Source organism: Streptomyces sp. NPDC104106, assembly GCF_055584345.1.
Genome location: NZ_JBVJMF010000005.1, coordinates 421,240 through 445,268, shown reverse-complemented (window position 1 = coordinate 445,268; position 24,029 = coordinate 421,240). Strand labels below are relative to the sequence as shown.

General features: G+C 71.5%; 23 protein-coding genes. 13 read left to right on the top strand and 10 right to left on the bottom strand.

The genetic code is table 11. The features are described from left to right. Positions 1-9: 9 nt before the first annotated feature. The 3 genes from ACZ60X_RS15635 to trhA all read right to left on the bottom strand — a co-directional run bounded on the left by ACZ60X_RS15635 (position 10) and on the right by trhA (position 2,283). Positions 10-741 (bottom strand): Mut7-C RNAse domain-containing protein, encoded by a 732-nt coding sequence (locus ACZ60X_RS15635; RefSeq protein WP_469598326.1) that lies wholly within the window; start codon positions 739-741, stop codon positions 10-12. A gap of 33 nt (positions 742-774) precedes the next feature. Further along, a complete protein-coding gene (locus ACZ60X_RS15630) occupies positions 775-1,410 on the bottom strand; it encodes a TetR/AcrR family transcriptional regulator (RefSeq protein ID WP_469598324.1) in 636 nt (211 codons plus the stop codon). A 159-nt stretch (positions 1,411-1,569) separates the two neighbouring features. Continuing rightward, a complete protein-coding gene (gene trhA / locus ACZ60X_RS15625; RefSeq protein WP_469598322.1) occupies positions 1,570-2,283 on the bottom strand; it encodes a PAQR family membrane homeostasis protein TrhA in 714 nt (237 codons plus the stop codon). A gap of 300 nt (positions 2,284-2,583) precedes the next feature. On the opposite strand from trhA, the gene ACZ60X_RS15620 reads away from it, so the two are divergent. Together ACZ60X_RS15620 and ACZ60X_RS15615 are read left to right on the top strand one after the other, a co-directional pair. Continuing rightward, a complete protein-coding gene (locus ACZ60X_RS15620; RefSeq protein WP_469598320.1) occupies positions 2,584-4,404 on the top strand; it encodes a phosphoenolpyruvate carboxykinase (GTP) in 1,821 nt (606 codons plus the stop codon). 193 nt (positions 4,405-4,597) lie between these two features. Further along, positions 4,598-4,789: a hypothetical protein gene (locus tag ACZ60X_RS15615; RefSeq protein ID WP_469598318.1), complete on the top strand. Its 192-nt coding sequence runs from the start codon at positions 4,598-4,600 to the stop codon at positions 4,787-4,789. A gap of 129 nt (positions 4,790-4,918) precedes the next feature. Here the strand turns inward: ACZ60X_RS15615 and ACZ60X_RS15610 are convergent, their stop codons facing one another. Continuing rightward, positions 4,919-5,335, bottom strand: coding sequence for an SCO4983 family protein (locus tag ACZ60X_RS15610; RefSeq protein ID WP_469598316.1), 417 nt, complete (start codon positions 5,333-5,335; stop codon positions 4,919-4,921). A gap of 88 nt (positions 5,336-5,423) precedes the next feature. Next, on the bottom strand, positions 5,424-6,635 hold the full coding sequence (locus ACZ60X_RS15605; RefSeq protein ID WP_469598314.1) for a pyridoxal phosphate-dependent aminotransferase: 1,212 nt from the start codon (positions 6,633-6,635) through the stop codon (positions 5,424-5,426). Positions 6,636-6,800: 165 nt separating this feature from the next. Between ACZ60X_RS15605 and ACZ60X_RS15600 the strand changes: the two genes are divergently transcribed. Next, complete coding sequence (locus tag ACZ60X_RS15600) at positions 6,801-8,579, top strand: P-loop NTPase fold protein (protein ID WP_469598312.1); 1,779 nt, start codon at positions 6,801-6,803, stop codon at positions 8,577-8,579. Positions 8,580-8,791: 212 nt separating this feature from the next. Next, positions 8,792-9,640 carry a trypsin-like peptidase domain-containing protein gene (locus ACZ60X_RS15595; RefSeq protein ID WP_469598310.1) on the top strand — a complete coding sequence of 283 codons (849 nt, stop codon included), beginning with the start codon at positions 8,792-8,794 and terminating at the stop codon, positions 9,638-9,640. A gap of 3 nt (positions 9,641-9,643) precedes the next feature. On the opposite strand, the gene ACZ60X_RS15590 is transcribed toward ACZ60X_RS15595, so the two are convergent. Together ACZ60X_RS15590 and ACZ60X_RS15585 are read right to left on the bottom strand one after the other, a co-directional pair. Then, on the bottom strand, positions 9,644-11,260 hold the full coding sequence (locus ACZ60X_RS15590; RefSeq protein ID WP_469598308.1) for an N-acyl-D-amino-acid deacylase family protein: 1,617 nt from the start codon (positions 11,258-11,260) through the stop codon (positions 9,644-9,646). A gap of 18 nt (positions 11,261-11,278) precedes the next feature. Further along, positions 11,279-12,550, bottom strand: a complete 1,272-nt coding sequence (locus ACZ60X_RS15585) for an alanine racemase (protein ID WP_469598306.1) — start codon at positions 12,548-12,550, stop codon at positions 11,279-11,281. A 177-nt stretch (positions 12,551-12,727) separates the two neighbouring features. On the opposite strand from ACZ60X_RS15585, the gene ACZ60X_RS15580 reads away from it, so the two are divergent. The 5 genes from ACZ60X_RS15580 (at position 12,728) to ACZ60X_RS15560 (ending at position 17,313) form a co-directional block, all read left to right on the top strand. Then, on the top strand, positions 12,728-13,909 hold the full coding sequence (locus tag ACZ60X_RS15580; RefSeq protein WP_469598304.1) for a sugar kinase: 1,182 nt from the start codon (positions 12,728-12,730) through the stop codon (positions 13,907-13,909). Next, a complete protein-coding gene (locus tag ACZ60X_RS15575) occupies positions 13,906-14,661 on the top strand; it encodes an IclR family transcriptional regulator (RefSeq protein WP_469598302.1) in 756 nt (251 codons plus the stop codon). The genes ACZ60X_RS15580 and ACZ60X_RS15575 overlap by 4 nt, the downstream gene beginning before the upstream one ends. A gap of 12 nt (positions 14,662-14,673) precedes the next feature. Continuing rightward, on the top strand, positions 14,674-15,084 hold the full coding sequence (locus ACZ60X_RS15570) for a RidA family protein (protein WP_469598300.1): 411 nt from the start codon (positions 14,674-14,676) through the stop codon (positions 15,082-15,084). Between the two features lie 122 nt (positions 15,085-15,206). Continuing rightward, on the top strand, positions 15,207-16,688 hold the full coding sequence (locus ACZ60X_RS15565) for a GntP family permease (RefSeq protein ID WP_469598298.1): 1,482 nt from the start codon (positions 15,207-15,209) through the stop codon (positions 16,686-16,688). Between the two features lie 73 nt (positions 16,689-16,761). Beyond that, positions 16,762-17,313 (top strand): hypothetical protein, encoded by a 552-nt coding sequence (locus ACZ60X_RS15560; protein WP_469598296.1) that lies wholly within the window; start codon positions 16,762-16,764, stop codon positions 17,311-17,313. An 8-nt stretch (positions 17,314-17,321) separates the two neighbouring features. On the opposite strand, the gene ACZ60X_RS15555 is transcribed toward ACZ60X_RS15560, so the two are convergent. Both ACZ60X_RS15555 and ACZ60X_RS15550 read right to left on the bottom strand, forming a co-directional pair. Beyond that, complete coding sequence (locus ACZ60X_RS15555) at positions 17,322-17,516, bottom strand: DUF397 domain-containing protein (protein ID WP_469598294.1); 195 nt, start codon at positions 17,514-17,516, stop codon at positions 17,322-17,324. Between the two features lie 2 nt (positions 17,517-17,518). Next, on the bottom strand, positions 17,519-18,370 hold the full coding sequence (locus ACZ60X_RS15550) for a helix-turn-helix domain-containing protein (protein WP_469598292.1): 852 nt from the start codon (positions 18,368-18,370) through the stop codon (positions 17,519-17,521). A gap of 166 nt (positions 18,371-18,536) precedes the next feature. Between ACZ60X_RS15550 and ACZ60X_RS15545 the strand changes: the two genes are divergently transcribed. Beyond that, positions 18,537-18,941 carry an ATP-binding protein gene (locus tag ACZ60X_RS15545; RefSeq protein ID WP_469598290.1) on the top strand — a complete coding sequence of 135 codons (405 nt, stop codon included), beginning with the start codon at positions 18,537-18,539 and terminating at the stop codon, positions 18,939-18,941. Between the two features lie 119 nt (positions 18,942-19,060). Here ACZ60X_RS15545 and ACZ60X_RS15540 read toward each other — a convergent pair whose 3' ends face one another. Continuing rightward, a complete protein-coding gene (locus ACZ60X_RS15540) occupies positions 19,061-20,818 on the bottom strand; it encodes a chitinase (protein WP_469598288.1) in 1,758 nt (585 codons plus the stop codon). A 293-nt stretch (positions 20,819-21,111) separates the two neighbouring features. On the opposite strand from ACZ60X_RS15540, the gene ACZ60X_RS15535 reads away from it, so the two are divergent. The 3 genes from ACZ60X_RS15535 to ACZ60X_RS15525 are packed head-to-tail and all read left to right on the top strand — an operon-like array spanning position 21,112 to position 24,019. Then, complete coding sequence (locus tag ACZ60X_RS15535; RefSeq protein WP_469598286.1) at positions 21,112-21,972, top strand: hypothetical protein; 861 nt, start codon at positions 21,112-21,114, stop codon at positions 21,970-21,972. A gap of 58 nt (positions 21,973-22,030) precedes the next feature. Next, the gene (cpaB, locus tag ACZ60X_RS15530; protein WP_469598284.1) at positions 22,031-22,759 is read left to right on the top strand and encodes a Flp pilus assembly protein CpaB; all 729 of its coding nucleotides are present in this window, start codon (positions 22,031-22,033) and stop codon (positions 22,757-22,759) included. A gap of 12 nt (positions 22,760-22,771) precedes the next feature. Further along, positions 22,772-24,019 (top strand): AAA family ATPase, encoded by a 1,248-nt coding sequence (locus tag ACZ60X_RS15525; protein ID WP_469598282.1) that lies wholly within the window; start codon positions 22,772-22,774, stop codon positions 24,017-24,019. Positions 24,020-24,029 lie beyond the last annotated feature (10 nt).

Here is a 24,029-nt window from a genome sequence, read left to right as displayed (position 1 = left end):
CTCCCGTACTCAGTCTTCCTGCGTACGCATGCTCAACGCCCGTTCCACGACCGCTTCCAGCTGGTCGTGGTGGGCGCCCTTCCAGTAGGCGCGGCCGCAGGAGGTGCACTGGGCGAAGACGTCGTACGAGCGGCGGGTGCCGTGCTGGAGCCGGTCGGCCAGTTCTTCCTTGGTGGCCTGCCGCAGCAGGCCGTTGCAGGCCGTGCAGCGGGTCCAGGGGCGCAGGTCGGGGGCGAAGCGGTCGAGGATGTCGTGGAGTTGGTCCTCGGGGCGGGTGCTGTAGACGAAGGCGCCGGCCCACAGTTCGCGGCGGCGCAGCAGGCCCCGGTCGCGGCTGAGCATCACCCGCTTCTCGGCCGCCGAGCGGCGGGCGAGGGCCGGGTCGCCGATGTCCGTCGACTCGTAGGCCGCGTCGACGCCGAGGAGGCGCAGGCGGCGGGCCAGGGTGCCGAGGTGGACGTCGAGGAGGAAGCGGAGCGGGGCGCCGGGGACCCGCTGGGGGCGGGGGACCGGGCGGACGCTCACCCGCTCGCCGGCCCGCGGGACGTGCGACACCGGCACCTCGCGGCCGTCCACGACGAGCGTGCCGACCTCGGTCAGCGGGACGCCGAGGGACTCGATGACATGGCCGAGGGTCGAGACGCCGTCGGTGGCCAGCGGCGTGGCCCCGGCCCGCCGGGCGGCCGGCACGAACAGGTGGAGCGCGGGGGCGACTTCGACGTGGATCTCGGCTGCGTTCACCTCGTCAGCATCCCACGGCGGGCCGCCGCGACCTCAGCGGTTTTCGCCGGGCAGGCCGTGCTCCAGCACGTCCAGGGCGCGGCTCATCAGGTCGCGCAGGTCGTCCTCGAAGCCGTTCTCCGCCCAGTACATCGAGACCTCCATCATGCCCCCGATGAGGGACATGGCGCAGACGCGGGCCTCCAGGCTCTCGGGGTCCAGGCCGGAGCGCTCGGCGAGTGTCTGGCGGAGCAGCAGGGCCGTCTGCGACATGCTCTCGACCATCCGCGAGCGCACGGCCGGGACCTGCACCGCGAGGTGCGTGCGCAGGCGCACCGCATCGGGGTCCTCGGCCATGTTCGCGGCGATGGCCTTGCGCATCACGTGCCGTACCGAGTCCATCCACGACTCGCCGGCCGGCCGGGCGCGCAACTCCTCGGCCATCAGCGGGTCGTACTCGTCCGTGAGGACGATGTCCTCCTTGGTCGGGAAGTAGCGGAAGACGGTCGACGGCGACACCTCGGCGCGCTCGGCGATCTGCTCGATCGTCGTGGCGTCGTAGCCCTGCTCCCGGATCAGCGCGTACGTCGCGGTGCGGATCGCCTCCCGCGTCTTGATCTTCTTGCGTTCGCGCAGGCCCAGCTGGGGGCGGTCGGCGGGGGAGCCGAGGGGGGTACGTGCGGCCGTCATACGGTTCATTGTCAGGCATCGTCCGCGGTCGCCGGAGGCATCTGTGACGGTAACCATGAATTGAGAGTAACTCTCAAAGTAGAGGGAGTGTGTCCCCGCTGGGAGGCGAAGAAGGGCCACGGCGGGGTGCCGTGGCCCTGAGGTGTCGGGGTGGGGGGCTTACGCGTGCTGGTACGCCACCAGCGAGATGCCGACGTAGTGCACGACGAACGCGGCCAGCGTGAGGGAGTGGAAGACCTCGTGGAAGCCGAACCAGCGCGGTGACGGGTTCGGCCGCTTGATGCCGTAGATCACGCCGCCCGCGCTGTAGAGGAGGCCGCCGACGACGACCAGGACCAGGACGGCGATGCCGCCGGTGCGCAGGAAGTCGGGCAGGAAGAAGACGGCCGCCCAGCCCATCGCGATGTAGCAGGGCGTGTAGAGCCAGCGCGGCGCGCCGACCCAGAAGACGCGGAAGACGATGCCGGCCGTGGCGGCGGCCCATATCCCCCACAGCAGCCACTGCCCCTTCGCGCCCGGCAGGAGCAGCAGGGTCAGCGGGGTGTAGGTGCCCGCGATGATCAGGAAGATGTTGGCGTGGTCGAGGCGGCGCAGGACGCCGTCCATCCGCGGGCTCCAGTTGCCCCGGTGGTACAGCGCGCTGACGCCGAACAGCAGGCAGGCGGTCAGGGCGTAGATGCCGCAGGCTATGCGGCCTCTGGTCGAGTCGGCGAGTGCGGTGAGGACGAGGCCCGCGATGAGTACGGCCGGGAACATGCCGAGATGCAGCCAGCCGCGGAGCTTCGGCTTGACCTGTTGCGGCAAGGAGAGCGCTGCGGAGACACGGCCGTCGGCCGGCGTGTCCGTGGGCGCGTCGGGGACGGACGCAGTCATGCGCGCATGGTACCGACGGAACCGTAAGTCGTCTGTGAGTGCGGGCCTTGGTCCATTACGCGCAAAAAGACCTTCAGGTGACCCAAACCTGTACGCAAAGGGAACGCAAACAGTCCTGGATATCGTGGTCTTCCTCACTTCGCTCACCTGTGACCCCCTCTGGACAGATGCGCACTCGGGGCGGATGATCAAATGAGTGCGGTCGGCACCGGATGAGCGCGCTCCTGATCGAGCGGCGAAGCGTCCGGGTCGCAGCCCCCACGGGGCAACAAGGACAAAATCCCTCACTTAGGAGCAACCGTGGCGCGCGACAACTCGGCTCCCACCGTTCCCACCCAGCACCAGGAACTGATCTCGTGGGTCAACGAGATCGCCGAACTGACGCAGCCGGACAGCGTGGTCTGGTGTGACGGCTCCGAGGCCGAGTACGAGCGGCTCGCCGAAGAGCTGGTCGCGAAGGGGACGTTCAAGAAGCTCGACCCGATCAAGCGCCCGCACTCCTACTACGCCGCCTCCGACCCCACCGACGTCGCGCGCGTCGAGGACCGGACCTTCATCTGCTCCGAGAAGGAGGAGGACGCCGGCCCCACCAACCACTGGAAGGCCCCCGCCGAGATGCGGGAGATCTTCACCGGCGAGAAGGGCCTGTTCCGCGGCTCGATGCGCGGACGCACCATGTACGTCGTCCCGTTCTGCATGGGCCCGCTGGGCTCGCCGCTGTCCGCGATCGGCGTGGAGATCACCGACTCCGCCTACGTCGCCGTCTCCATGCGCACGATGACGCGCATGGGCCGGGCCGTCCTCGACGAACTCGGCGACGAGGGCTTCTTCGTGAAGGCCGTGCACACCCTCGGCGCCCCGCTGGAGCCGGGCCAGGAGGACGTCCCCTGGCCCTGCAACTCCACCAAGTACATCTCCCACTTCCCCGAGGACCGCGAGATCTGGTCCTACGGCTCCGGCTACGGCGGCAACGCCCTGCTCGGCAAGAAGTGCTACGCGCTGCGGATCGCCTCCGTCATGGCGCGTGACGAGGGCTGGCTGGCCGAGCACATGCTGATCCTCAAGCTCACCCCGCCGCAGGGCGAGTCCAAGTACGTCGCCGCCGCCTTCCCGAGCGCCTGCGGCAAGACCAACCTCGCCATGCTGGAGCCCACGATCTCCGGCTGGACCGTGGAGACCATCGGCGACGACATCGCCTGGATGCGCTTCGGCGAGGACGGCCGCCTGTACGCCATCAACCCCGAGGCGGGTTTCTTCGGCGTCGCGCCCGGCACCGGCGAGCACACCAACGCCAACGCGATGAAGACCCTGTGGGGCAACGCGGTCTTCACCAACGTCGCGCTCACCGACGACGGCGACGTGTGGTGGGAGGGCATGACCGAGGAGGCGCCGGCCCACCTGACCGACTGGAAGGGCCGGGACTGGACGCCCCGGTCCGCCGAGCCCGCCGCGCACCCCAACGCCCGCTTCACCGTCCCCGCCTCGCAGTGCCCGATCATCGCGCCCGAGTGGGAGGACCCGCGGGGCGTGCCGATCTCGGCGATCCTCTTCGGCGGCCGCCGCGCCTCCGCGGTGCCGCTGGTGACGGAGTCCTTCGACTGGAACCACGGCGTCTTCCTCGGCGCCAACGTGGCCTCCGAGAAGACCGCCGCCGCCGAGGGGAAGGTCGGCGAGCTGCGCCGCGACCCGTTCGCGATGCTGCCGTTCTGCGGCTACAACATGGGCGACTACATGGCCCACTGGATCGACGTGGCCAAGGGCAAGGACCAGTCCAGGCTGCCGAAGATCTACTACGTCAACTGGTTCCGCAAGAACGACGAGGGCACCTTCGTCTGGCCCGGCTTCGGCGAGAACTCCCGCGTCCTGAAGTGGATCGTGGAGCGCCTCGACGGCAAGGCCGAGGGCGTCGAGACCCCGATCGGAGTGCTGCCGGCCAGGGGCGCCCTGGACACGAACGGCCTGGAACTGTCCGACTCCGACCTGGACTTCCTGCTCTCGGTCGACAAGGACGTCTGGCGCGAGGAGGCCGCCCTGGTCCCCGAGCACCTGAACACCTTCGGTGACCACACCCCGAAGGAGCTGTGGGACCAGTACCACGCGCTGGTGCAGCGCCTGGGCTGAACGGCCCGCCACAAGACTCCACGGCCGGTCGCCGTGCCCTGACCAGCGATCGTCCCGGCCGGCCGTGGAACGACCCCGGGTGCCCCGCACAACGGCGTGCGGGGTACCCGTGCGTGGCACCCCCGGCTACTTGTGTGGTGAAGGTCGGCCGGGGTACCCGGCCGCCGTCCCACCGGAAGGAGGGGTGTGAGCCATGGCGAGCGGTGATCCGTTCTACTCGAAGGACCGTCCGGAGCATCCGGTGATGCCGGAGGACCGCCCCCGCGGCGGCCGGCCGGGCGAGTACCGCCACACCGGTGCCAGCGCCCTCGGCCAACGGCACCTGTGGCTGCTGTACGTCCTGCTGGCGGCGCTGATCCTGGTGCTGTTCCTCCTCTTCGTATGAGGTTCGTACGAGTACGAGCGGCGGGCTGCCCACCGCGGCGCGAGCGAGCGCACGCGGTGGTTGGCGCCCGGTCCGCGCGTCGCTGCGGGTGCGCGCGGACCGGGGCCGATCGGGGGACCCCGAAAGGGGTCAGTGCGCGCCGCTCAGCTCCTTCGGCCCGGCCAGGGCGGCGGCGTGCGCGTCCATGCGTTCGGCCGCGAGGATCGCGGCCGCCGTGTCGGCGCGCGACGCGGCGACGACGAGCGCCCGGCCCGCGAGGGCGTGGGCGCGCGCGTGCAGGGCGGCGGGGTCACCCGCCGAGGCCGGCGTGGCCCGCAGCGGCGCCCCGCCGCGGAGCCGGCTCACCCCGCCGGCGAGGCGTTCCGCGGCGGCGTCCAGGTCCGCCGACGGGGTCAGCGCGCGCAGTGCGTCGGTGACCGCGAGCAGCGCGGCGAGGTGCCCGGCGAGCTGGATGTCCAGCTCCTCCTCGCGCGAGCGGTGGGGAAAGTCGGAGGCGGCGCCGGCCATCGTGCTGTGGACCGACTTGGTGCGGATCGGTTCGTACATGGGGGATGGCCTCCTGTGCGGGACAGGAAGCCATCCTAGCTTAGATTTCGTCTAAAGTTGAGTCGGATCACGTAACGAAACCCGTCGGCTACGGCTGGCCGTAGCCGTCCAGAAAGCGCCCGATCCGGGTGATCGCGTCCCGGAGGTCACCGACCGACGGCAGGGTCACCACCCGGAAGTGATCGGGCTCGGGCCAGTTGAAGCCGGTCCCCTGGACGACCATGATCTTCTCCTTGCGCAGCAGGTCCAGGACCATCCGCCGGTCGTCCTTGATCTTGAAGACCTGGGGGTCGAGACGCGGGAAGAGGTACAGCGCGCCCTTCGGCCGTACGCAGCTCACGCCCGGAATCTGCGTCAGCAGCTCGTAGGCGGTGTCCACCTGCTCCTTCAGCCGCCCGCCCGGCAGCACCAGGTCGTTGATCGACTGGCGTCCGCTGAGTGCCGCGACCACGCCGTGCTGTCCCGGCATGTTGGCGCACAGGCGCATGTTCGCCAGGATCGTCAGGCCCTCGAGGTAGGAGTCGGCGTGCGCCCGCGGCCCGGAGATCGACATCCAGCCCACCCGGTAACCGGCCACCCGGTACGCCTTCGACATGCCGTTGAAGGTGAGGGTGAGCAGGTCGGGGGCGACCTTCGCGGTCGGGGTGTGCGTGGCGCCGTCGTAGAGGATCTTGTCGTAGATCTCGTCGGAGCAGACCAGCAGGTTGTGCCGGCGGGCGATGTCGGTCAGGCCCTTCAGCGTCGCCTCGTCGTACACCGCGCCCGTGGGGTTGTTCGGGTTGATGATGACGAGGGCCTTGGTGCGGTCGGTGACCTTGCGCTCGACGTCCGCGAGGTCGGGCATCCAGTCCGACTGCTCGTCGCAGCGGTAGTGCACGGCCGTACCGCCGGAGAGGGAGACGGCAGCCGTCCACAGCGGGTAGTCCGGGGCCGGTACGAGCACCTCGTCGCCGTCGTCGAGCAGCCCCTGCATCGCCATGACGATCAGCTCGGAGACGCCGTTGCCGATGAAGACGTGCTCGACGTCCGTCTCGATGCCGAGGGTCTGGTTGTGCATGACGACCGCGCGCCGGGCGGCCAGCAGCCCTTTGGCGTCGCCGTAGCCGTGGGCCGTGGAGACGTTGCGGAGGATGTCCTCCAGGATCTCCGGCGGGCACTCGAAGCCGAAGGCTGCCGGGTTGCCGGTGTTCAGCTTGAGGATGCGGTGACCGGCCGCCTCCAGCCGCATCGCCTCCTCGAGCACCGGGCCCCGGATCTCGTAACAGACGTTGGCGAGCTTGGTCGACTGGATCACCTGCATGTCCGTGAGCTTACGACCCGGTAACGCCTCGTGGGTCGTGTTTTCCGCCACGCGAGACGGGAGGTTTGTCATGATTTCGCCGCCGGCCGCCGCGGGACTCCCGCGGAGCGCGGGAATCGCGGGGCGGCGCGCGGGTAGCGTGGGCGCGCCGAGGGGAGGGCGGGCATGGAGTTCTCGCTGCTGAACGACGAGCCGGTGACCGAGCCGGACGCCGATCTGCTGGGTACCGGCCGGGCCGCGCGGGAGCTGGCCCGGCTGCTCTACGACTCGCGCGCCGCCACCCCCTTCACCCTGGCCGTCGACGCCGGATGGGGGATGGGCAAGAGCAGCCTGATGCGCCTGATCGAGGCGGAGCTGCGGCAGCGCGACGGCGTGGCGACCGTCTGGTACAACGCCTGGACCGCGAGCGGGGCCGATGCGCTCGAAGGGCTGATCAAGTCCGTTCTCATGCGGTTCGACCGGCGGGTGCTGCGCCGCGCCCTGAACCGGCTGACCGAGCGGCGCGCCCTGGTCGCGGCGGTCCGCGCGGTGGCCACGGCGGCGGCGGCCCCGCTCGGCGTGGCCGGGCTGGTCGACCGGCTGTGGCAGCAGCTGTCCCTCGACGCCACGTCCCGCAACGCGATGCGGGACACGCTGCGCGAACTGGCCGCGGAATGGGCCGAGTCGGCCGGACGAGGCCCCCGGCGGCTGCTCGTCGTCTTCGTCGACGACCTGGACCGCTGCTCGCAGGAGTCGGTGCTCGCGGTGTGCGAGGCGGTCAAGGTCTACCTCGACGTGCCGGGCCTCGCCTTCGTGATCGGCTGCGACCGCTCGGCGCTCGGCCCGTCGGGCCTGCTGCGGGACCTGTCCCCGGCCGGGGCGGCGTTCATGGAGAAGATCTTCCAGACCAGCTACCGGCTGCCGGTGCCGGGCCCGGACGACGTCGCCGCCTACGTCCGCCGGTGCGCGGTCCGCTCGGGCCTGCGGGAACTGCTGGACGACGACCTGGTCAGGCTGATCGCCGACCGCTGCGCCCGCAATCCGCGCCGGATCAAGCGGCTCATCAACGGCTTCGGGCTGGAGTACGGGCTCAATCCGGTGTGGTCGAGCTTCGCACCGGAGGCGGTGATCAGGGTGCTGCTGCTGCAGCACCTGTACGCCGACTTCTACCGCACCCTCCTCGCCGGCGACCTGAACCACCCGTACGCGGCCCGGGAGTTCCTGGACTACCGCACGGCACGGAAGGTGCTCGGCAGACCCTCGGTGCCGCCCCGGCCGGAGGACTGGCGGGTCGCCGTCGCCTCCCTCTCCGAGCACGGTCTGGAGCCGCCGCAGCGGGACCGGCCCGAGGAGTGGCCGGCGGTGCTGGCCCGGCTGGAGGAGTACCTCCCCACCGACTTCCCGGCACTGGAGCGGGACCAGAACTTCGTGACGCTCCTTCAGGAGCTGATGAGTCTGGAGGGCGCCGCTCAACTGGTGGCCCGGCTCCGGGACGGGGTCGCGCCGGTCGCGGTGCTGGATGCCGGCGCGGACCGGCGCCCGGGTGGCGACGAGGGGCGCCCCGCGCACGCGACCCCGTACGCGGGCGCCGAGGTGCTCTGGGTGGACGACCACCCGGAGAACAACACCTTCGAGGCGGGGCACCTGGAGGCGCGCGGGGCGCGGGTGTGGCGCGCCACCGACGCCCGGGAGGCCGAGCGGATCCTGGCCGGCACGCGGATCGACCTGCTGCTCTCCGACGTGGGGCGCGGCTGGGACGGCGGCGCGGGCTTCACCGCGCTGCGGCGCTGGCGCGACACCGGGCGCTACGCCGGGCCCGCCGTCTTCTACACCAGCCGGGTCACTCCGCACGGCCTGGAGCAGTGCAACCGCCTCGACGCGCGGATCACCGCCTCCAGCGCGGAGCTGACCCAGCTGGCCGACTCCCTGCTGCGCGAGGCGCTGGCCGCCCGCCGGAGCGACTGACCGTCCGCCTGCCGCGACAGCCGTCCCGGCGGATGGCCGGCGCGTGGTCCGTCGCCGCGTCCGGCGCCGCCGCGACCCCGGCGCACAGGGAAACCCCTATCGCCCGGGACGCCTTCTTGTTCTCACCCGGCTCTCACCTTGAGAATGCGCATGACAAGCGTGAGGCGGCCGGAAGATCTCCGGTCGCCCGCGTCGTACGAGGGGACCCCCACATGAACAAGCCTCTCCTTGCCGTTCTCTCCTCCGTGGCCCTGGCCGCGCTGGGCGCGACGCCCGCCGTGGCCGCTCCGCACGCGGCGCGACCGCACACCGCCAAGGCGGCGGCCGTGACGGTGGACTTCGCCGGCACCGTCTCGCTCAGCAACTGCTCCGGCTCGGTCATCCGCTTTCCCGGCTCCGCCGACACCGACCCGGCGCTCGTCCTCACCAACGGCCACTGCCTGGAGACCGGCTTCCCCGGCCCCGGCGAGGTCATCACCGGCCAGTCCTCCAGTCGCTCCTTCGGCCTGCTGAACTCCGCCGGAACCAAGGTCGCCACCCTGCGCGCCAACCAGGTCGTGTACTCGACCATGACGGACACGGACATCACGATCTACCGCACCACGACCACCTACGCGGCGATCAAGAAGAGCTACGGCATCAGCCCGCTCACCGTGCAGGACACCCACCCCACCGCCGGCACGGCCATCAAGGTCGTCTCCGGCTACTGGAAGCGGACCTACAGCTGCGCCGTCGACGGCTTCGTGTACCGGCTCCAGGAGGGCGACTGGACCTGGAAGGACTCCGTCCGCTACACCTCCGCCTGCGACACCATCGGCGGCACCTCCGGCTCCCCGGTGATCGACACCGCCACCGGCAAGGTCGTGGCCGTCAACAACACCGGCAACGAGAACGGCGAGCGCTGCACCGAGAACAACCCCTGCGAGGTCGACGAGAACGGCAACGTCACCGTCCGCCAGGGCATCAACTACGCCGAGGAGACGTACCTCATCCCCGCCTGCTTCACCACCGGCAACAAGCTGGACCTCAGCGCCTCCGGCTGCACGCTGCCCAAGCCGTGACGGTCACCGGGGCGCACGGCGGACGGAGCGGCCCGCGAGCACGTCCGTCCGCTTGCCGTCCTCGATGACGAACCGGCCGTCCACCAGGACGTACGGGATCCCCGTGGGCAGCCTGCGGGGCTCGGCGAAGGTGGCGCCCGGCGCCACCGTCCGCGGGTCGAACAGCACCAGGTCGGCCCGGTAGCCCTCGCGCACCAGCCCGCGGTCCGGCAGCCTCAGCCGGGCCGCGGGCCGCGAGGTCAGGTGCGCGACGCACTCCTCCAGGCCCAGCACCCCCAACTCCCGCACGTAGTGGCCGAGGTAGCGCGGGAACGTGCCGTACGCCCGCGGGTGCGGCTTGGCGCCCCGCAGGATGCCGTCCGAGCCGCCGGTGTGCGCGCGGTGCCGCATGATCGCGCGGACGTTCTCCTCGTGCCCGACGTGCTGGAGGATCGTCGTACCGAGCCGGTCCGCGAGCAGCAGGTGCCGGGCGGTGTCCCACGGGGACTCGCCGCGCAGCTCCGCCGCCTCCCGGACCGTACGGCCCACGTACGCGCCGAGCGCGGGATCGGCGACGCCGCAGACCTCGATCGTCTCCCACTCCACCGGCACCCCGTGGCAGCCGTCCGAGCCGGCCACCTCCAGGTCGTGGCGGATGCGCTCGGCCGTGGCGGGGTCGCCGAGCCGGGCCAGGATCCCCTCCGGGCCGCCCGCGCCCGCCCAGCTCGGCAGCAGCGCGACGAGCGTGGTGGAGCCGGGGGTGTACGGATAGGTGTCCAGCGTGATGTCCGCGCCGGCGCCCGCGGCCCGGTCGAGCAGGGCCAGCAGCTCGGACGCCCGGCCCTCGTTCACGCCGAAGTTCATGGTGGCGTGGGCCAGGTGCAGCGGGCAGTCCGCCTGCCGGGCCAGCTCCACCATCTCCGCGTAGGCCTGAAGCGCGCCGGCGCCGTAGGAGCGGTGGTGCGGGCAGTAGTAGCCGCCGTAGGACGCCACCACCCGGCACAGCTCGGTCAGCTCGGCGTCCGGGGCGTACATGCCGGGCGTGTACGTCAGCCCCGAGGACATCCCGACGGCGCCCTGCTCCAGCCCCTCGGCCACCAACCGCCGCATGCGGTCCAGCTCCCCGGGTGTGGCCTCACGGTCCTCCCAGCCGACGACGAGCGCGCGGACCGTGCCCTGGGGGACGAGGTAGGCCGCGTTCACGGCGATCCCCCGGTCCAGCCGGTCCAGGTACTCGCCGACCGACCGCCAGTCGAAGCCGCCGTCGATGTCGTCGCCGTACCCGTTCCACCCGGTGATCGACCGCCGCACCCGCTCCAGTGTGCGGTCGTCCACCGGCGCGTACGACAGCCCGTCCTGGCCGAGGACTTCGAGGGTGACCCCCTGCGCCGCCTTGGCGCTGTGGTCGGGGTCGCGCAGCAGGGCGAGGTCGGAGTGGGCGTGCATGTCGATGAAGCCGGGGGAGAGGACCAGGCCCTCCGCGTCCAGTTCCCGCATGGCGCGCGGGCGCTGGCAGCCCGCCTGGGCGGCCTCCTTGACGATCGAGACGATCCGGCCGCCGTCGACCACCACGTCGGCCCGGTACGACGGTTCGCCGCTGCCGTCCACGACGTCGGCGTCCCGGATGACCAGGTCCTCCATGCCAGGCCTCCCGATGTCCTAGAAGAAGGTGCGGATGTAGTCGACGACCGTCCCGTCCGCCTCGGCCACCGGGATCAGCTGCCACTTGTCGAACGACGTGCACGGGTGGGACAGCCCGAGCCCGACCCAGTCGCCGACCTCGACGTCCGCGCCGGGCCGCGTGCGCAGCCACAGGTGCTGGTCGGACAGGGCGCTCACCTCGATGCCGGTCGCCGGACGCTCGGAACCGTTGCGGCGTACCGCCTGCGCCACCGGAAGGTCGAGGTCGTAGGCCGCGTCGCGCTTGCCCGCGTTGAGGAACGCCTGCTCGGGCGACGGCCGGGAGACGACCTGCGCCCACAGCCGGAAGGCGGGCTCCAGCGCGCCCTCCTCGGGGACCCGGTTGAACGGGGTGAGCCTGCTGTAGTGCACGTCGTCGTGCGAGACGTAGGCACCGGAGCGGAGCAACTTCAGTACGGACAGGGAGAGTTCGGGTACGGCGGCGAAGACGTCCGCGACCGCGTCGAACCACTCGCTGCCGCCGGCGCTCACCACGATCTCGTCGGCGCCGGCGAACCACCCCGCCTTGTCGAACTCCACGGCGAGCGCGACCAGCCGGTGCAGCCAGCCCCGCACCAGATCCGGGTCGGCGCCGGGCACCTGGGCCTCGTAGCCCGCCACGCCCACGAGCCGCAGCGTCCGCGTCCGGACCACCGCCTCGGCGACGGCGCGGGCGTCCGCCGCGGTGCGCACCCCGGTCCGCGCGCCCTCGCCCGCGCCAAGCTCCACCACCACGTCGACGGGCCGGGCGGAGCCTGCCAGCGCGGTGTCCATCAGCTCGACACCGTGCACGGAGTCGACGTAGGCGACGAACCGGAAGCCGGGGTCGGCCGCCAGCTCGGCCGCGATCCACCTCAGGGCGGAGGCGTCCACCAGCTCGTTGGCGAGGAAGATCCGCGGCACCCCGAACGCGCGGGCCACGCGCACCTGGTGGGGCACCGCCAGCGTGATGCCCCAGGCGCCGTGCTCGAGCTGGCGGTGGAAGAGCTGCGGGGCCATGGACGTCTTGCCGTGCGGGGCGAAGGCGAGACCGTGCCGCGCGGTGTACGTCTCCATGAGCGCCAGGTTGTGCTCCAGGCGCTCGGCGGACAGGGCGAGGACCGGCGTGCCGAAGCCGTCGGCCGCGCGGAAGAGGTTGCGGCGCTGGGCGGCCAGCTCCCCGACGGTCAGCCCGTCGGCGTCGGGCGGAAGGCCCTTGAAGCGGTGGTCGACACGTTCCTCGGCCAGCCGGGCGAGCGCTTCGGTGCGCATGGAGCCCCTCTCCTGGCCATTGCAGCATGTGCAACGGCCATTGCATGCAGTGCTAACTGGTGTCTAGCATCTCGCCGACACCGGGTCAACGGAGCCGCCACCCGGGTATCGACAGGAGCCATCATCGACGACGCTGCTTACGACGCCCCTGGTGCCGGGACCGTTCCGCACGCCCGTGTGGACGTCGTGACACTGGGCGAGTCCATGGTCACCTTCCTGCCCAGCCGCCCCGGGCGCCTCGCGGACGTGCCCTCCTTCGACCGCGCGATCGGCGGCGCCGAGTCCAACGTGGCCTGCGTGCTGGCCGCCGCCGGGCACAGCGCGCGGTGGGTGAGCCGGGTGGGGGCGGACGGGTTCGGGCAGCACCTGGTGGAGCGGATCGCCGGATACGGCGTCGACACGAGCGCCGTACGCACCGACGCGGCCCGGCCCACGGGCGTCTACTTCCGCACCGCCGCCGACCGCGCCACCGACACCCACGAGGTGGCGTACTACCGGACCGGCTCCGCGGCCTCCGCGATGGCCGTGGACAACGTGGACCTGGCGGCGGCGCTGACGGGCCGGGTGCTGCACCTGTCGGGCATCACGGCCGCGCTCTCCGGCGAGTGCCTGGACCTGGTGCGCGCACTGACGGCACCCCGCCCCGGCCGCCCGCTGGTCTCCTTCGACGTCAACTACCGTCCCGCCCTGTGGCGTCACGCGGGGCTCGGCCCAGACGGCCCCCGCGTCCTGCTGGAACTGGCACGCCGGGCCGACATCGTCTTCGTCGGCGACGACGAGGCGCGCGACGCCTGGGGACTGCACGGCGGACGCTCCATCCTGGCGTCCCTGCCCGAGCCGGCGATCGTCGTCGTCAAGCAGGGGAAGGGGGGAGCGACGGCCTTCTGCCGCCCGGCGGGGGCGGGCGACGCCCCCGGTGCCGCTGTTGCCCACGGTGTCGCCGGTGGCGCTCTCGCGCACGCCGACGGCGCTGTCGCGTACGGCGACGGTCTCGCGTACGCCGATGGCACTGTCGCCGACGCCGACGCCGACGCCGACGCCGACGCCGACGCCGACGGCACGGCGACCTTCGTGCCGGCACCCGAGGTGGACGTCGTCGCCCACGTCGGCGCCGGTGACGCCTTCGCCGCCGGGTTCCTCTCCGCGACCCTCCGCGGCCTCCCCGTCCGGGACCGCCTGCGTCACGGCCACCTCTTCGCCGCCGCGGCCCTCGCCACCCCCGGCGACCTGGCCCCACCCCCCGCCCGGGACCACGCCGACCGGCTGACCGCCCTCGACGCCGCCGCATGGGGGAGACTTCGACTCGGCCCCGGCTGGACGCAGGCCGAGGCGGCCGAGGAGGAGACGAACACCCCATGAGTCAGACCGTCGACCGCGCCCTGAGCATCCTGCCGCTGCTCGCCGAGGGCCCCGCCGACCTCGGGCAGGTCGCCGACCGCCTGGGAGTCCACAAGTCCACGGCACTGCGCCTCCTGCGCACCCTGCACGAGCACGGTCTGGTCTACCGCCAGTCCGACCAGCGCTACCGCCTCGGCGCCCGCCTCTTCGCCCTCGCGCAGGAGGCGATGGAGAACCTCGACGTCCGCGAGATCGCCCACCCCCACCTCGTACGCCTCAACGAGGCCTGCGGACACACCGTCCACCTCGCCGTCCACGAGGAGAACGAGGTCCTCTACATCGACAAGGTGGAGAGCCGCTACCCGGTCCGCATGTACTCCCGGATCGGCAAGCCCGTCGCCATCACGGTCGCGGCCGTGGCGAAGCTCCTCCTCGCCGACCTGCCCGAACCCGAGCGCCGCGCCCTCGCGGACCGGCTCGACTACCCCCTGTACACGGCCCGTTCCACCCCCAACGCCCAGGCTTTCCTCAGGGAGTTGGAGCAGGTGCGCGAACAGGGCTGGGCCACCGACCTCGGTGGTCACGAGGAGTCCATCAACTGTGTCGCCGCCCCCATCCGCGGCGCCGACGGCCGCGTGGTCGCCGCGATGTCGGTCTCCGCGCCGAACGTGGTCGTCACCGCCGAGGAACTCCTCACCCTGCTCCCGCAGATCCGCCGTACCGCGGATGCGATCAGCGGCGAGTACTCCGGAAGAACGCCTGTCCGACAGTAAGGACCCGCCCGCATGGCCGAGAAGATCGCGCTCACCCCGAAGACCCACACCACCCCGCCCGCGAAGTTCTCGCACGGCGTGCGGAAGGGCAACATCCTCCAGGTCGCCGGACAGGTCGGCTTCCTGCCCGCCGAGGACGGCAAGCCCCCGACGCCGGCCGGCCCCACCCTGCGCGAGCAGACCCTCCAGACCCTCGCCAACGTCAAGGCGATCCTCGAAGAGGGCGGCGCCGGCTGGGACGACGTGATGATGATCCGCGTCTACCTCACGGACACGGCCCACTTCGCGGAGATGAACGAGATCTACAACGCCTACTTCGGGGAGCAGGGCCTCACCCAGCCGCCCGCCGCCCGTACGACCGTCTACGTCGGTCTCCCGGCCGGCCTCCTCATCGAGATCGACGCGCTCGCCGTACTGAGCTGACGTCCTCCTCCCGCCCGCACGTCCCGCACGGCACGGCGCCCCGCACCCCCGGGCCGCCGTGCCGCGCTCCCCCCTGCCCCGAAGCGCCATGCACGTACGGCTTTCACGAAGAGGACCCCCGAATGTCCTACTCCCTCGCCGCATCCGCCGCCACCGCACCGCCGCCACCGCACACCGGAGGCCTGCTCCTCCTGCTGCACGGCACCTCCGGGCTCCTCACGATCGCCGCGATCGGCATAGCCCTGCTCCTCTTCCTGATCATCAAGGTCAGGCTCCAGCCCTTCGTGGCCCTCCTCGCCGTCTCGATCGCCGTGGGCCTGCTGGCCGGCCTCTCGGTCACCGAACTCTTCGGCACCGTCCAGAGTTCCAGCGCCGTCTCCACCATCGAGTCGGGCATGGGCGGCATCCTCGGCCACGTGGCGATCATCATCGGCCTCGGCACGATGCTGGGCGCGATCCTGGAGGTGAGCGGAGGGGCCGAAGCGCTGGCCGGGCGGCTGTTGTCGCTCTTCGGCGCGGAACGAGCCCCGCTGGCCATGGGCCTGACGGGCCTGATCTTCGGCATCCCGGTCTTCTTCGACGTCGGCATCTTCGTCCTGGCCCCCCTCGTCTACGCGGCGGCCAAGTCCGGCGGCAAGTCGATCCTCCTGTACTGCCTCCCGCTGCTGGCGGGCCTGTCGATGACCCACGCCTTCCTGCCCCCGCACCCGGGCCCGGTCGCGGCGGCCGGCCTCCTCCACGTCCAGCTCGGCTGGGTCATCCTCATGGGCATCGTCTGCGGCCTGCCCGCCGTACTGGCCGCGTGGGCGTACTCCGCCTGGGCCGGCCGGCGGATCTTCGTGCCCGTACCGCAGGACATGGTCGAGGCGGCGCAGGAGGCGAAGCGGGCGGTGGTCGAGGAACAGCGCGCGCAGGGCGTGGCGCCGCGGGAGGCGCCGGTCCGGCTGGCCACCGTCCTGACGATCATCGGCACCCCACTGGTCCTGATCCTCGCCTCGACCTTCTCCTCGATCGCCCTCGACCCCTCGCCCACCCGCTCGGTGCTCCAGTTCCTCGGCAGCCCCTTCGTGGCCCTGACGCTCGCCCTGCTCATGGCCTACTACCTGCTGGGCATCCGGCGCGGCTGGTCCCGCACGTCCCTCGAGGCGGTGTCCACGTCGTCGCTGAAGCCGGTCGGCAACATCCTGTTGGTCGTGGGCGCGGGCGGGATCTTCGGCGCGGTGCTGAAGGCGAGCGGGGTGGCCCAGGCCCTGTCGGACACGTTCCACGGCGTGGGCCTGCCGGTGATCGTGCTCGCCTATCTGATCTCCCTGGTCCTGCGGGTGGCACAGGGCTCGGCGACGGTGGCGATCGTGACGACGGCGGGCATCGTCGCCCCCCTCCTGTCCGGGGGCGACCACTCCCAGCCCTTCGTGGCCCTGGTCATCATGGCGATCTCGGCGGGCTCGATCTTCGCGTCGCACGTCAACGACGGCGGCTTCTGGATGGTGGCGAAGTACTTCGGCATCAGCGAACGCGACACCCTGCGGACCTGGACGGTCCTGGAGTCGGTGCTGTCGGTGGCCGGTTTCGCGGTGGCGGCGGTGGTGAGCGTGTTCGTGTGAAGGTGACGGGAGTTGACCGTGGGATGAGCGGTCTGACTGGTTCCGGCACAGGTATGTCGTCCATACTGCCGCCGTGGAGCAGCGCACAGGAGCGAGCAGCAAGCCGTCGAAGGCCGAGCCGTTGAAGACCGAGCCCCTGCCGGGCGCCGGTTTCGACCCGGCCTTCATCCCGGGGCTCACGGCTCCGGCCAGGACGGACACGTCGACGGCCACCGGGCCGGATCCGGAGGACACCGAGACGGCGGCCGAGCCGGCGGAGCCGACGGCGTCGGCGTCGGCGACGACGGAGGAACCCGAAGCGGCGGACGCCGACGGCCCGGACGGCGGTCCGGTCTTCGAGGCCTTTGACCGCCGCGCCAGGATCGTGGCCGACCGCAAGGGCGTGCGCCTGCGCCTGGACGAGGAGTCCTGCGAGTTCCGCTGGGACGAGATCGCGGCGGTGGAGACCGAGTACCCCCGCTTCGGCAAGCGCTACACGGTCACCGTCCACACCCCCGACCGCCGCTGGTACCCGATCGAGATCGAGGCCGCGTCGAGGTCCCGCTTCAAGGAGTGGGACGAGCAGCTCGACGCGGTGCTGGACGCGTACTTCGAGGACGGCGAGGAGAGCGGGGAAGGCGAGTAGCCCGGCTCTCACAACCTGCCGGACCTCTTCAGCGCATCGATGAAGGGGGCGAAGGCGGTCCCGGGGAAGGTGAGGGTCGCGCGGGCGGGGGCTTTGGAGTCGCGGACGGCTATGTGGGTGCGCCGGTCGGCGACTTCGACGCAGGCGTCGCCTTGGCCACCACCGGAGAAGGAGGACTTCCGCCAGATGTCGGGGGTCAGCATGCTCACAGCTCCTTCGCCAGCCGGTGTATGAAGTCACGCGAACCGCGGGGGTCGAGTGACACCGCCTCCACCCTACGGAAGAGCGTTCGGTAGCGGCTGAGTTGAGCCTCGGCATCGATGTAGACGGGGCCGTTCGGGCCGTCGCGGACGACGGTGTCCAGCCTGGGAACGGGGCCGCCCGCGTACACCATGGCGCTTCCGGCTCCACCGAAGTCGTCCAGATCGAACGGGATGACTCGCACGGTGACGTGGTCGGCCTGGGACAACTCCAGAAGACGGTTGAGCTGACCGCGTGCGGTGAGCCGGTCACCGACCCGGATGCGCAGTGCCGCCTCATGGATCACCGCTTCGTAGGGGACCGGATCCGGACGCTCGATGACGGCCCTGCGCTGCATCCGGTGCTCCACCCACACGTCCACATCACTGCCTGGGAACTCGGGGTTCACGTAGGAGAAGAGGCGGCGAGCATACTCAGGCGTCTGAAGGAGGCCCGGGATGTGCAGGAATTCGACGTCCCACCGGTAGGCGGCGTGGTGCTCCAGGTCGGGCAGGTCCAGGAAGGGCGTGGGCAGATGACCTCGGTACTTCTCCCACCAGCCTTGGGTCCGGTCGGTGGCGACGGCGACCAACGCCTCGATCAACTCAACGTCTGCGCAGGCGTAGTTGGCGGCCATGCGGCGCAACCGCTGCTCACTCACCCCAGAGGTGCCGGACTCGATCTGGCTGATCTGGACCGAGTTGACCCCCAGCATCGCGGCCGCCTCACGCGAACTGAGGCCGGCCGCCTCGCGAAGCCGCCGCAGTTCGACGGCCAGCCGCATCTGCCGCGCTGTGGGTTCGCGTTTGGTCCCCATCGGCTGCTCCTTGACTCGTTGGGGGTCAGATCTTGGGATCGGCTTGCTCACCCTTAATTCTAAGGTCTACCGTCGGTGACGTACCGCACACGCAGCGGAAGTGCACCGCGTACGCGGCGTTGCCACCCTGCGCAAAAACCCCTCACCGCCACGGAGTCGATGCCGCATGCCCGAAACCTGGGACTACACGCTCTACATCGCCAACGACCCGAGAGCCGTCACGGTGTGCCGCCGCACCCTGCGCCTGATCCTGACCCTGCACGGCCTGATCGGCCTGCTCGACACCGCGGAACTCCTGGCGACGGAACTGGTGTCCAACGCCGTGCGGCACACCAAGGGCCCGGCGGCGCTGCGGGTCCGCCGCACCCCGGAGGGCGCGGTGTGGATCGGCGCCTGGGACACCGACCCCGCCCCGCTCGAGCCGCCTCGGCCACGGGAGCAGGTCATGGAAGCGGAGGACGGCAGGGGCCTGGGCCTGGTCTCGGCGTGCGCGCAGGTGTGGGGCTGGCAGCCGTCGGCGCGGTTCGGGGACCGGGGGAAGTACGTGTGGTGCGAGCTGGGGGCGGCGTGAGGCTGGGCCCGTCGCATGAGGCGCTGCGCCGGGTCTTCACGAAGACCCGATGGCCCGAGCGGCTGACGGCGCCCGGGCCTGCCACAGCCCCGGGCGCCGCCGGTCAACGACGGAACCGGCTACGGCAGCCCGTGCACATGCGCCCCCACCGCGTTCGACCACGCGTTGCCTGCCGAGGCGTCCCAGTTCGTGGACCAGGTCATCGCGCCCCGCAGGCCGGGGTAGGTCGTGGACGGCTTGAAGGTGCCGCAGTTGGTGCCGGAGGCCAGGCAGTCCAGGGCGTTGTTCACCACCGTCGGTGACACGTAGCCGCTGCCCGCCGCGCTGGGGGAGGCCGGGAGGCCGAGGCCCACCTGGGAGGGGGAGAGGCCGCCCTGGAGCTGGATGCAGGCGAGGGCCGTGAGGAAGTCGACCGTGCCCTGGCTGTAGACCTTGCCGTCGCAGCCCAGCATGGAACCGCTGTTGTAGTACTGCGTGTTGACGACGGTGAGGATGTCCTTGATGTTCAGGGCCGTCTGGAAGTAGGACGCCGACGTCGACTGCATGTCGATCGTCTGCGGAGCCATCGTGATGACGAGGGAGGAGCCGGCCTTCGCCGACAGGGACCGCAGTGCCTGCGTCATGTACGTCGCGTCGAGGCCGTTCTCCAGGTCGATGTCGACGCCGTCGAAGCCGTACGTCTGCATCAGGGAGTAGACGGAGTTCGCGAAGTTCGCCGCCGAGGCCGAGTCGGTCACCGACACCGTGCCGTTCTGGCCGCCGATCGAGATGACGACCTTCTTCCCGGCCGCCTGCTTCGCCTTGATGTCCGCCTTGAACTGGTTGCTCGTGTAGCCGCCGAGGGCCGCCGAGTCCAGGTTGAAGGTGACGGCGCCCGGTGTCGTCGTCGCGTCCGCGAAGGCCACCGCGATGATGTCGTACGACGACGGGACGTCCGACAGCTTCTGGACCGTCGCGCCGTTGTCGAAGTTCTGCCAGTAGCCCGTCACCGCGTGCTGGGGCAGGCCTCCTCCGGTGCCGCCGCCCCCGCCCGTGCCGGAGGACGTGGTCGTGGCCGTCACGGCCGCCGACCTCGGCGACTCGCCGGCCGCGTTCGTCGCCGTCACCTGGAAGGAGTAGGAGGTCGAGGCCGACAGGCCCGTCAGCGTCGCCGACGTCCCCGTCACCGCCGTCGCCTTCGTGCCGTTCTGGTAGACGTCGTAGCCCGTCGCGCCCGACACCGGGGACCAGGAGAGCGAGGCCGACGAGGAGGTCGTACCCGAGACCGTCAGGCCCGTCGGGGCCGCGGGGACGGTCGGCGTCGGGGTTCCGCCGCCCCCGCCGTCGGGGCCGTAGACCGAGACGTCGTCCGCGTAGTACGCCGCCTGGCCGTACCACCCGTGCGTGTACAGCGTGACCGACGTCGTTGACGTGCCCGTCGTGAACGTCGTCGACAGCTGTTTCCAGGCCGTCGTGTCCGGGGTCCACGTCGAGACGTCCGTCGTGCCCGTGCCCGTCACGCCCAGGTAGGCGTAGCCGCCCTGGACCCACGCGCTCAGCGTGTACGTCGAGTTCGGCCGGACGGCGACCGACTGGGTGCACTGGGCGTCGTCCTGGCCGGCCGGGGTCGCCTTCAGTGCCGAGGCGCCGCTGTGCGCCGGGGACGAGACCGTCGTGCCGCTGCCCGCCGTGCAGGTCCAGCCGCTCAGGCCGGACTCGAAGCCCGCGTTCTGGACGTTGTTCACGTCCGCCGCGGACGCGGGGGAGGCGGCCGCCGTGAGGCCCGCGACCGAGAGGGCCAGGGCCGTGGCCGTCGACCACGCCAGCGACGCGCGCCGTCCGCCGGATCTGGGTATGCCTGTGTCTGGTGCGCGGTGCGCGCGGTTCACGCGGTCCACTGGGTCCTCCGGGGAAGGGAGTTGGCGAGGGAGTGTCGTACAAGTTGGTCCAGACCAATTGGGGTGTCAAGAGGTCCAGACCAAATTCGCCTGCGCGCCATCGTTCAACCTGTCCGGTTTTGACGGGACTTGCGTGGTACTCGCACCCAAGGAGTTCCACGCGAGCTTCACAAACGCTGTTCTCCGGTCATACGGCCGTGGATACAGTGCTCAGGTAGTCACGCAGTGAAGTCGTCCCGGCCCACGGGAGTGACCCCGGACGGCCGGCGGGTGTGAAGAGCGGGGAGCTGCGCGTGCCAACTGCCATCGCCGTGACCAGTGCCGACATGGCGCTGCCGGCTCAGGACGAACGGACCGTGCCCGCCGTCGTGCTGGGTGGCCTCGACCAGCAGCCGCTGGAGCGGGCGGTCCTGGAACTCCACACCCTGATCGAGCAGTACGGGTACCTCGTGGTCGTCTGCTCCACCGCCACGCCCGAGCCCGTCATGCGGCGGCTCCACACCCTGCGCTCGCTCCTGGAGAGCGACCGCGTCGCCTTCTTCCGGCCCGAGCTGCCGCCCCTCGGCATCGCCGTGCTCGCCCGGCAGCTGCGCCAGCTCGCCTCCTGCGATCTCAGCCCCGGGGTCCTCGCCTCCGCCGGCCGGCTGCTCACCCACTACCTCCATGCCGGGGCGGTCGTGGGCTCGGTCGCGCGGCTGGAGCGGGTGCCGGTCGGCCTCACGGCGCACGCCAGGTCGTGGATGCCGGGCAGCCAGTTCGCCGTGCTCGCCCATCCGGAGCCGCAGCTCGTCAAGGTCGCGCCGGGTGCCGTCCTGAAGGGGCCCGAGTTCAGCACCTGGATGGCCGTCGCCAAGGGCCAGTTGCAGAGCGACTGGGTCGCCGGGCTCGGCGGGCAGTGGAGCGTGCACGGCCTGCGCGAGGTCCCGCTGCCCGCCGAGTCGGCGGCCTGGTGGGGCACCGGCCGCGTGATCGAGTTCTGCGGCTATCTCGCCGATCTGTCGGTTCTGTACCAACTGGTCACGTCCGTACGGCAGACCAGCTGCCACTGGTGCGGCCTGGACGTCATCGGCGACCGCTGTGTCTTCTGCTCCGCCACCCCGCCCGCTCCCGAACCCGCCGCACCCCGCGCACTGGAACAGCGCACGCGCGCCTGACCCGACCCGTACGTCCCCGTCCCGCTCGACCGATTCCCCCAATGAGGTTGCACGGTTCATGAACTCCCGTCAGCGCCGCGGCGTGATACTGCTGATCCTGTCGGTCCTGTGCGCTCTCGGCGCGTTCGCCGGCGTGATCTCCGTCGTCCACGACGTCAATTCGAAGGTCGGCCCCGAGGTCAGCGCCTACCGGGTCCGGTCCGACGTGAAGCCGTACACCGCCCTGGACAGCGGCCAGTTCGAGAAGATCAGGATGCCCAAGCGGTGGCTGTCCGACAACGCCGTCACCGATCTGCGGCAGATCCAGGGCAAGATCGCCGTCACCACCCTGCGCGCCGGCTCCCTGCTGCAGAGCGACATGGTCGTCGACCAGCCCGCCCTCCAGCCCGGTCAGCAGGAGGTCGCCATCATGATCGACGCGGCGACCGGGGTCGCCGGGAAGATCACTCCGGGAGCCCGGGTCAACGTCTACGCCACCTTCGCCGGGAAGAACAACGGCGATCCCGACCAGTCGAAGATCATCGTCACCAACGCCCGCGTCCTCGACGTCGGCCGGATCACCGCCCTCGACGACTCCACCAAGAACCAGGGCCAGAGTCAGAGCCAGGGACAGAACCAGCTCAGCGAGGCCGTCCCCATCACCTTCGCGCTGTCCACCCTCGACGCCCAGCGCATCACCTACGCCGAGTCCTTCGCCCAGCGCGTCCGGCTCGCGCTGGTGGCGCCCGGCAGCGAGACCAGCGTCCCGGACAAGGACCGCACCTACGAACTCGCGACGGACAAGTGAGAGGCGGCCCGCATGCCCACCAGGATCCTCCCGGCCGGCGCGGACCCGGACGCCGTCCGCTCCCTCGTCACACTGCTCAGCCAGCTACCCGACGCCGAACCGCAGCCGCCCGTCGCCGACTCCACCCAGCTCGTCGACGGGCTGGCCCGGCTCGCCGCCGAGTCCCTCGACGAACTCCCGGAAGTGGTCGTCGTACACGAGCGGATCGGCCCCGTCCCGGCCCTCGACCTGATCCGCGAGGTCGCGCTCCGCTTCCCCGCCGTCGGCGTCATCCTCGTCACCGCCGACGCGGGCCCCGGACTGTTCGCCGCCGCCATGGACTCCGGAGCCCGCGGCCTGGTCGCGCTCCCGCTGTCGTACGAGGAACTCGCCGGCCGCGTCCAGGCCGTCGCCCAGTGGTCCGCGGGCGTACGGCGGCATCTCGGGCACGGCACCTCCGACGTCCTCGGCGCAGGCGGCGGGGTCGGCGGTACGGTCGTCACGGTCAGCGGCGCCAAGGGGGGCGTGGGGGCGACGCTGACCGCCGTTCAACTGGCCCTCGCGGCGCAGGCCTCCGGCCGGCCCACCGCGCTGGTCGACCTGGACCTCCAGGCCGGCGACGTCGCGTCCTACCTGGACATCCAGTTCCGCCGGTCCGTCGCCGACCTCGCCGCCATCACCGACATCTCCCCGCGCGTCCTCGCCGACGCCGTCTTCCGCCACGACACCGGTCTCGCGCTGCTCCTGGCCCCGGCCGAGGGCGAGCGCGGCGAGGAGGTCGGCGACCGCGCCGCCCGGCAGATCGTGCGCGCCCTGCGCTCCCGCTACGAGGTGGTCGTCGTCGACTGCGGGGCGCAGCTCGGCGGCGCCGGGGCCGCCGCCGTGGAGATGGCCGACACCGCCCTGCTGGTCACCACCCCGGACGTCATCGCCGTACGCGCCGCGAAGCGCACCGTGCGCATGTGGGACCGGCTGCAGATCCGCAAGGCCGAGGAGACGACGGCCGTCGTCAACCGGCACACGCGCAGCGCCGAGATCCAGCCCGCGCTCGTCCAGCGCATCACCGGCACGGCGCTCGCCCGGACCGCCGTCCCCGCCCACTTCAAGGAACTCCAGGCCGTCGTGGACGCGGGCCGGCTCCATGAGCTGGACAGCAGGAGCACCGTGAAGCAGGCGCTGTGGACGCTCGCCGGTGAACTCGGTCTGGCCAGGGCGAGCACCGAGGGCGCCCATCGCGGAGGCGGCCGGGGCACGGTCGGCTTCCGGCGGCGGAAGGAGTGAGCGGGGCGAT

Coding starts and splice junctions, on each gene's coding strand:
- ACZ60X_RS15630 (WP_469598324.1), bottom strand. CDS start 1,410: ATGACGGCCGCACGTACCCCCCTCGGCTCCCCCGCCGACCGCCCCCAG.
- trhA (WP_469598322.1), bottom strand. CDS start 2,283: ATGACTGCGTCCGTCCCCGACGCGCCCACGGACACGCCGGCCGACGGC.
- ACZ60X_RS15615 (WP_469598318.1), top strand. CDS start 4,598: ATGGCGAGCGGTGATCCGTTCTACTCGAAGGACCGTCCGGAGCATCCG.
- ACZ60X_RS15610 (WP_469598316.1), bottom strand. CDS start 5,335: ATGTACGAACCGATCCGCACCAAGTCGGTCCACAGCACGATGGCCGGC.
- ACZ60X_RS15605 (WP_469598314.1), bottom strand. CDS start 6,635: ATGCAGGTGATCCAGTCGACCAAGCTCGCCAACGTCTGTTACGAGATC.
- ACZ60X_RS15600 (WP_469598312.1), top strand. CDS start 6,801: ATGGAGTTCTCGCTGCTGAACGACGAGCCGGTGACCGAGCCGGACGCC.
- ACZ60X_RS15595 (WP_469598310.1), top strand. CDS start 8,792: ATGAACAAGCCTCTCCTTGCCGTTCTCTCCTCCGTGGCCCTGGCCGCG.
- ACZ60X_RS15590 (WP_469598308.1), bottom strand. CDS start 11,260: ATGGAGGACCTGGTCATCCGGGACGCCGACGTCGTGGACGGCAGCGGC.
- ACZ60X_RS15585 (WP_469598306.1), bottom strand. CDS start 12,550: ATGCGCACCGAAGCGCTCGCCCGGCTGGCCGAGGAACGTGTCGACCAC.
- ACZ60X_RS15575 (WP_469598302.1), top strand. CDS start 13,906: ATGAGTCAGACCGTCGACCGCGCCCTGAGCATCCTGCCGCTGCTCGCC.
- ACZ60X_RS15570 (WP_469598300.1), top strand. CDS start 14,674: ATGGCCGAGAAGATCGCGCTCACCCCGAAGACCCACACCACCCCGCCC.
- ACZ60X_RS15565 (WP_469598298.1), top strand. CDS start 15,207: ATGTCCTACTCCCTCGCCGCATCCGCCGCCACCGCACCGCCGCCACCG.
- ACZ60X_RS15555 (WP_469598294.1), bottom strand. CDS start 17,516: ATGCTGACCCCCGACATCTGGCGGAAGTCCTCCTTCTCCGGTGGTGGC.
- ACZ60X_RS15550 (WP_469598292.1), bottom strand. CDS start 18,370: ATGGGGACCAAACGCGAACCCACAGCGCGGCAGATGCGGCTGGCCGTC.
- ACZ60X_RS15545 (WP_469598290.1), top strand. CDS start 18,537: ATGCCCGAAACCTGGGACTACACGCTCTACATCGCCAACGACCCGAGA.
- cpaB (WP_469598284.1), top strand. CDS start 22,031: ATGAACTCCCGTCAGCGCCGCGGCGTGATACTGCTGATCCTGTCGGTC.
- ACZ60X_RS15525 (WP_469598282.1), top strand. CDS start 22,772: ATGCCCACCAGGATCCTCCCGGCCGGCGCGGACCCGGACGCCGTCCGC.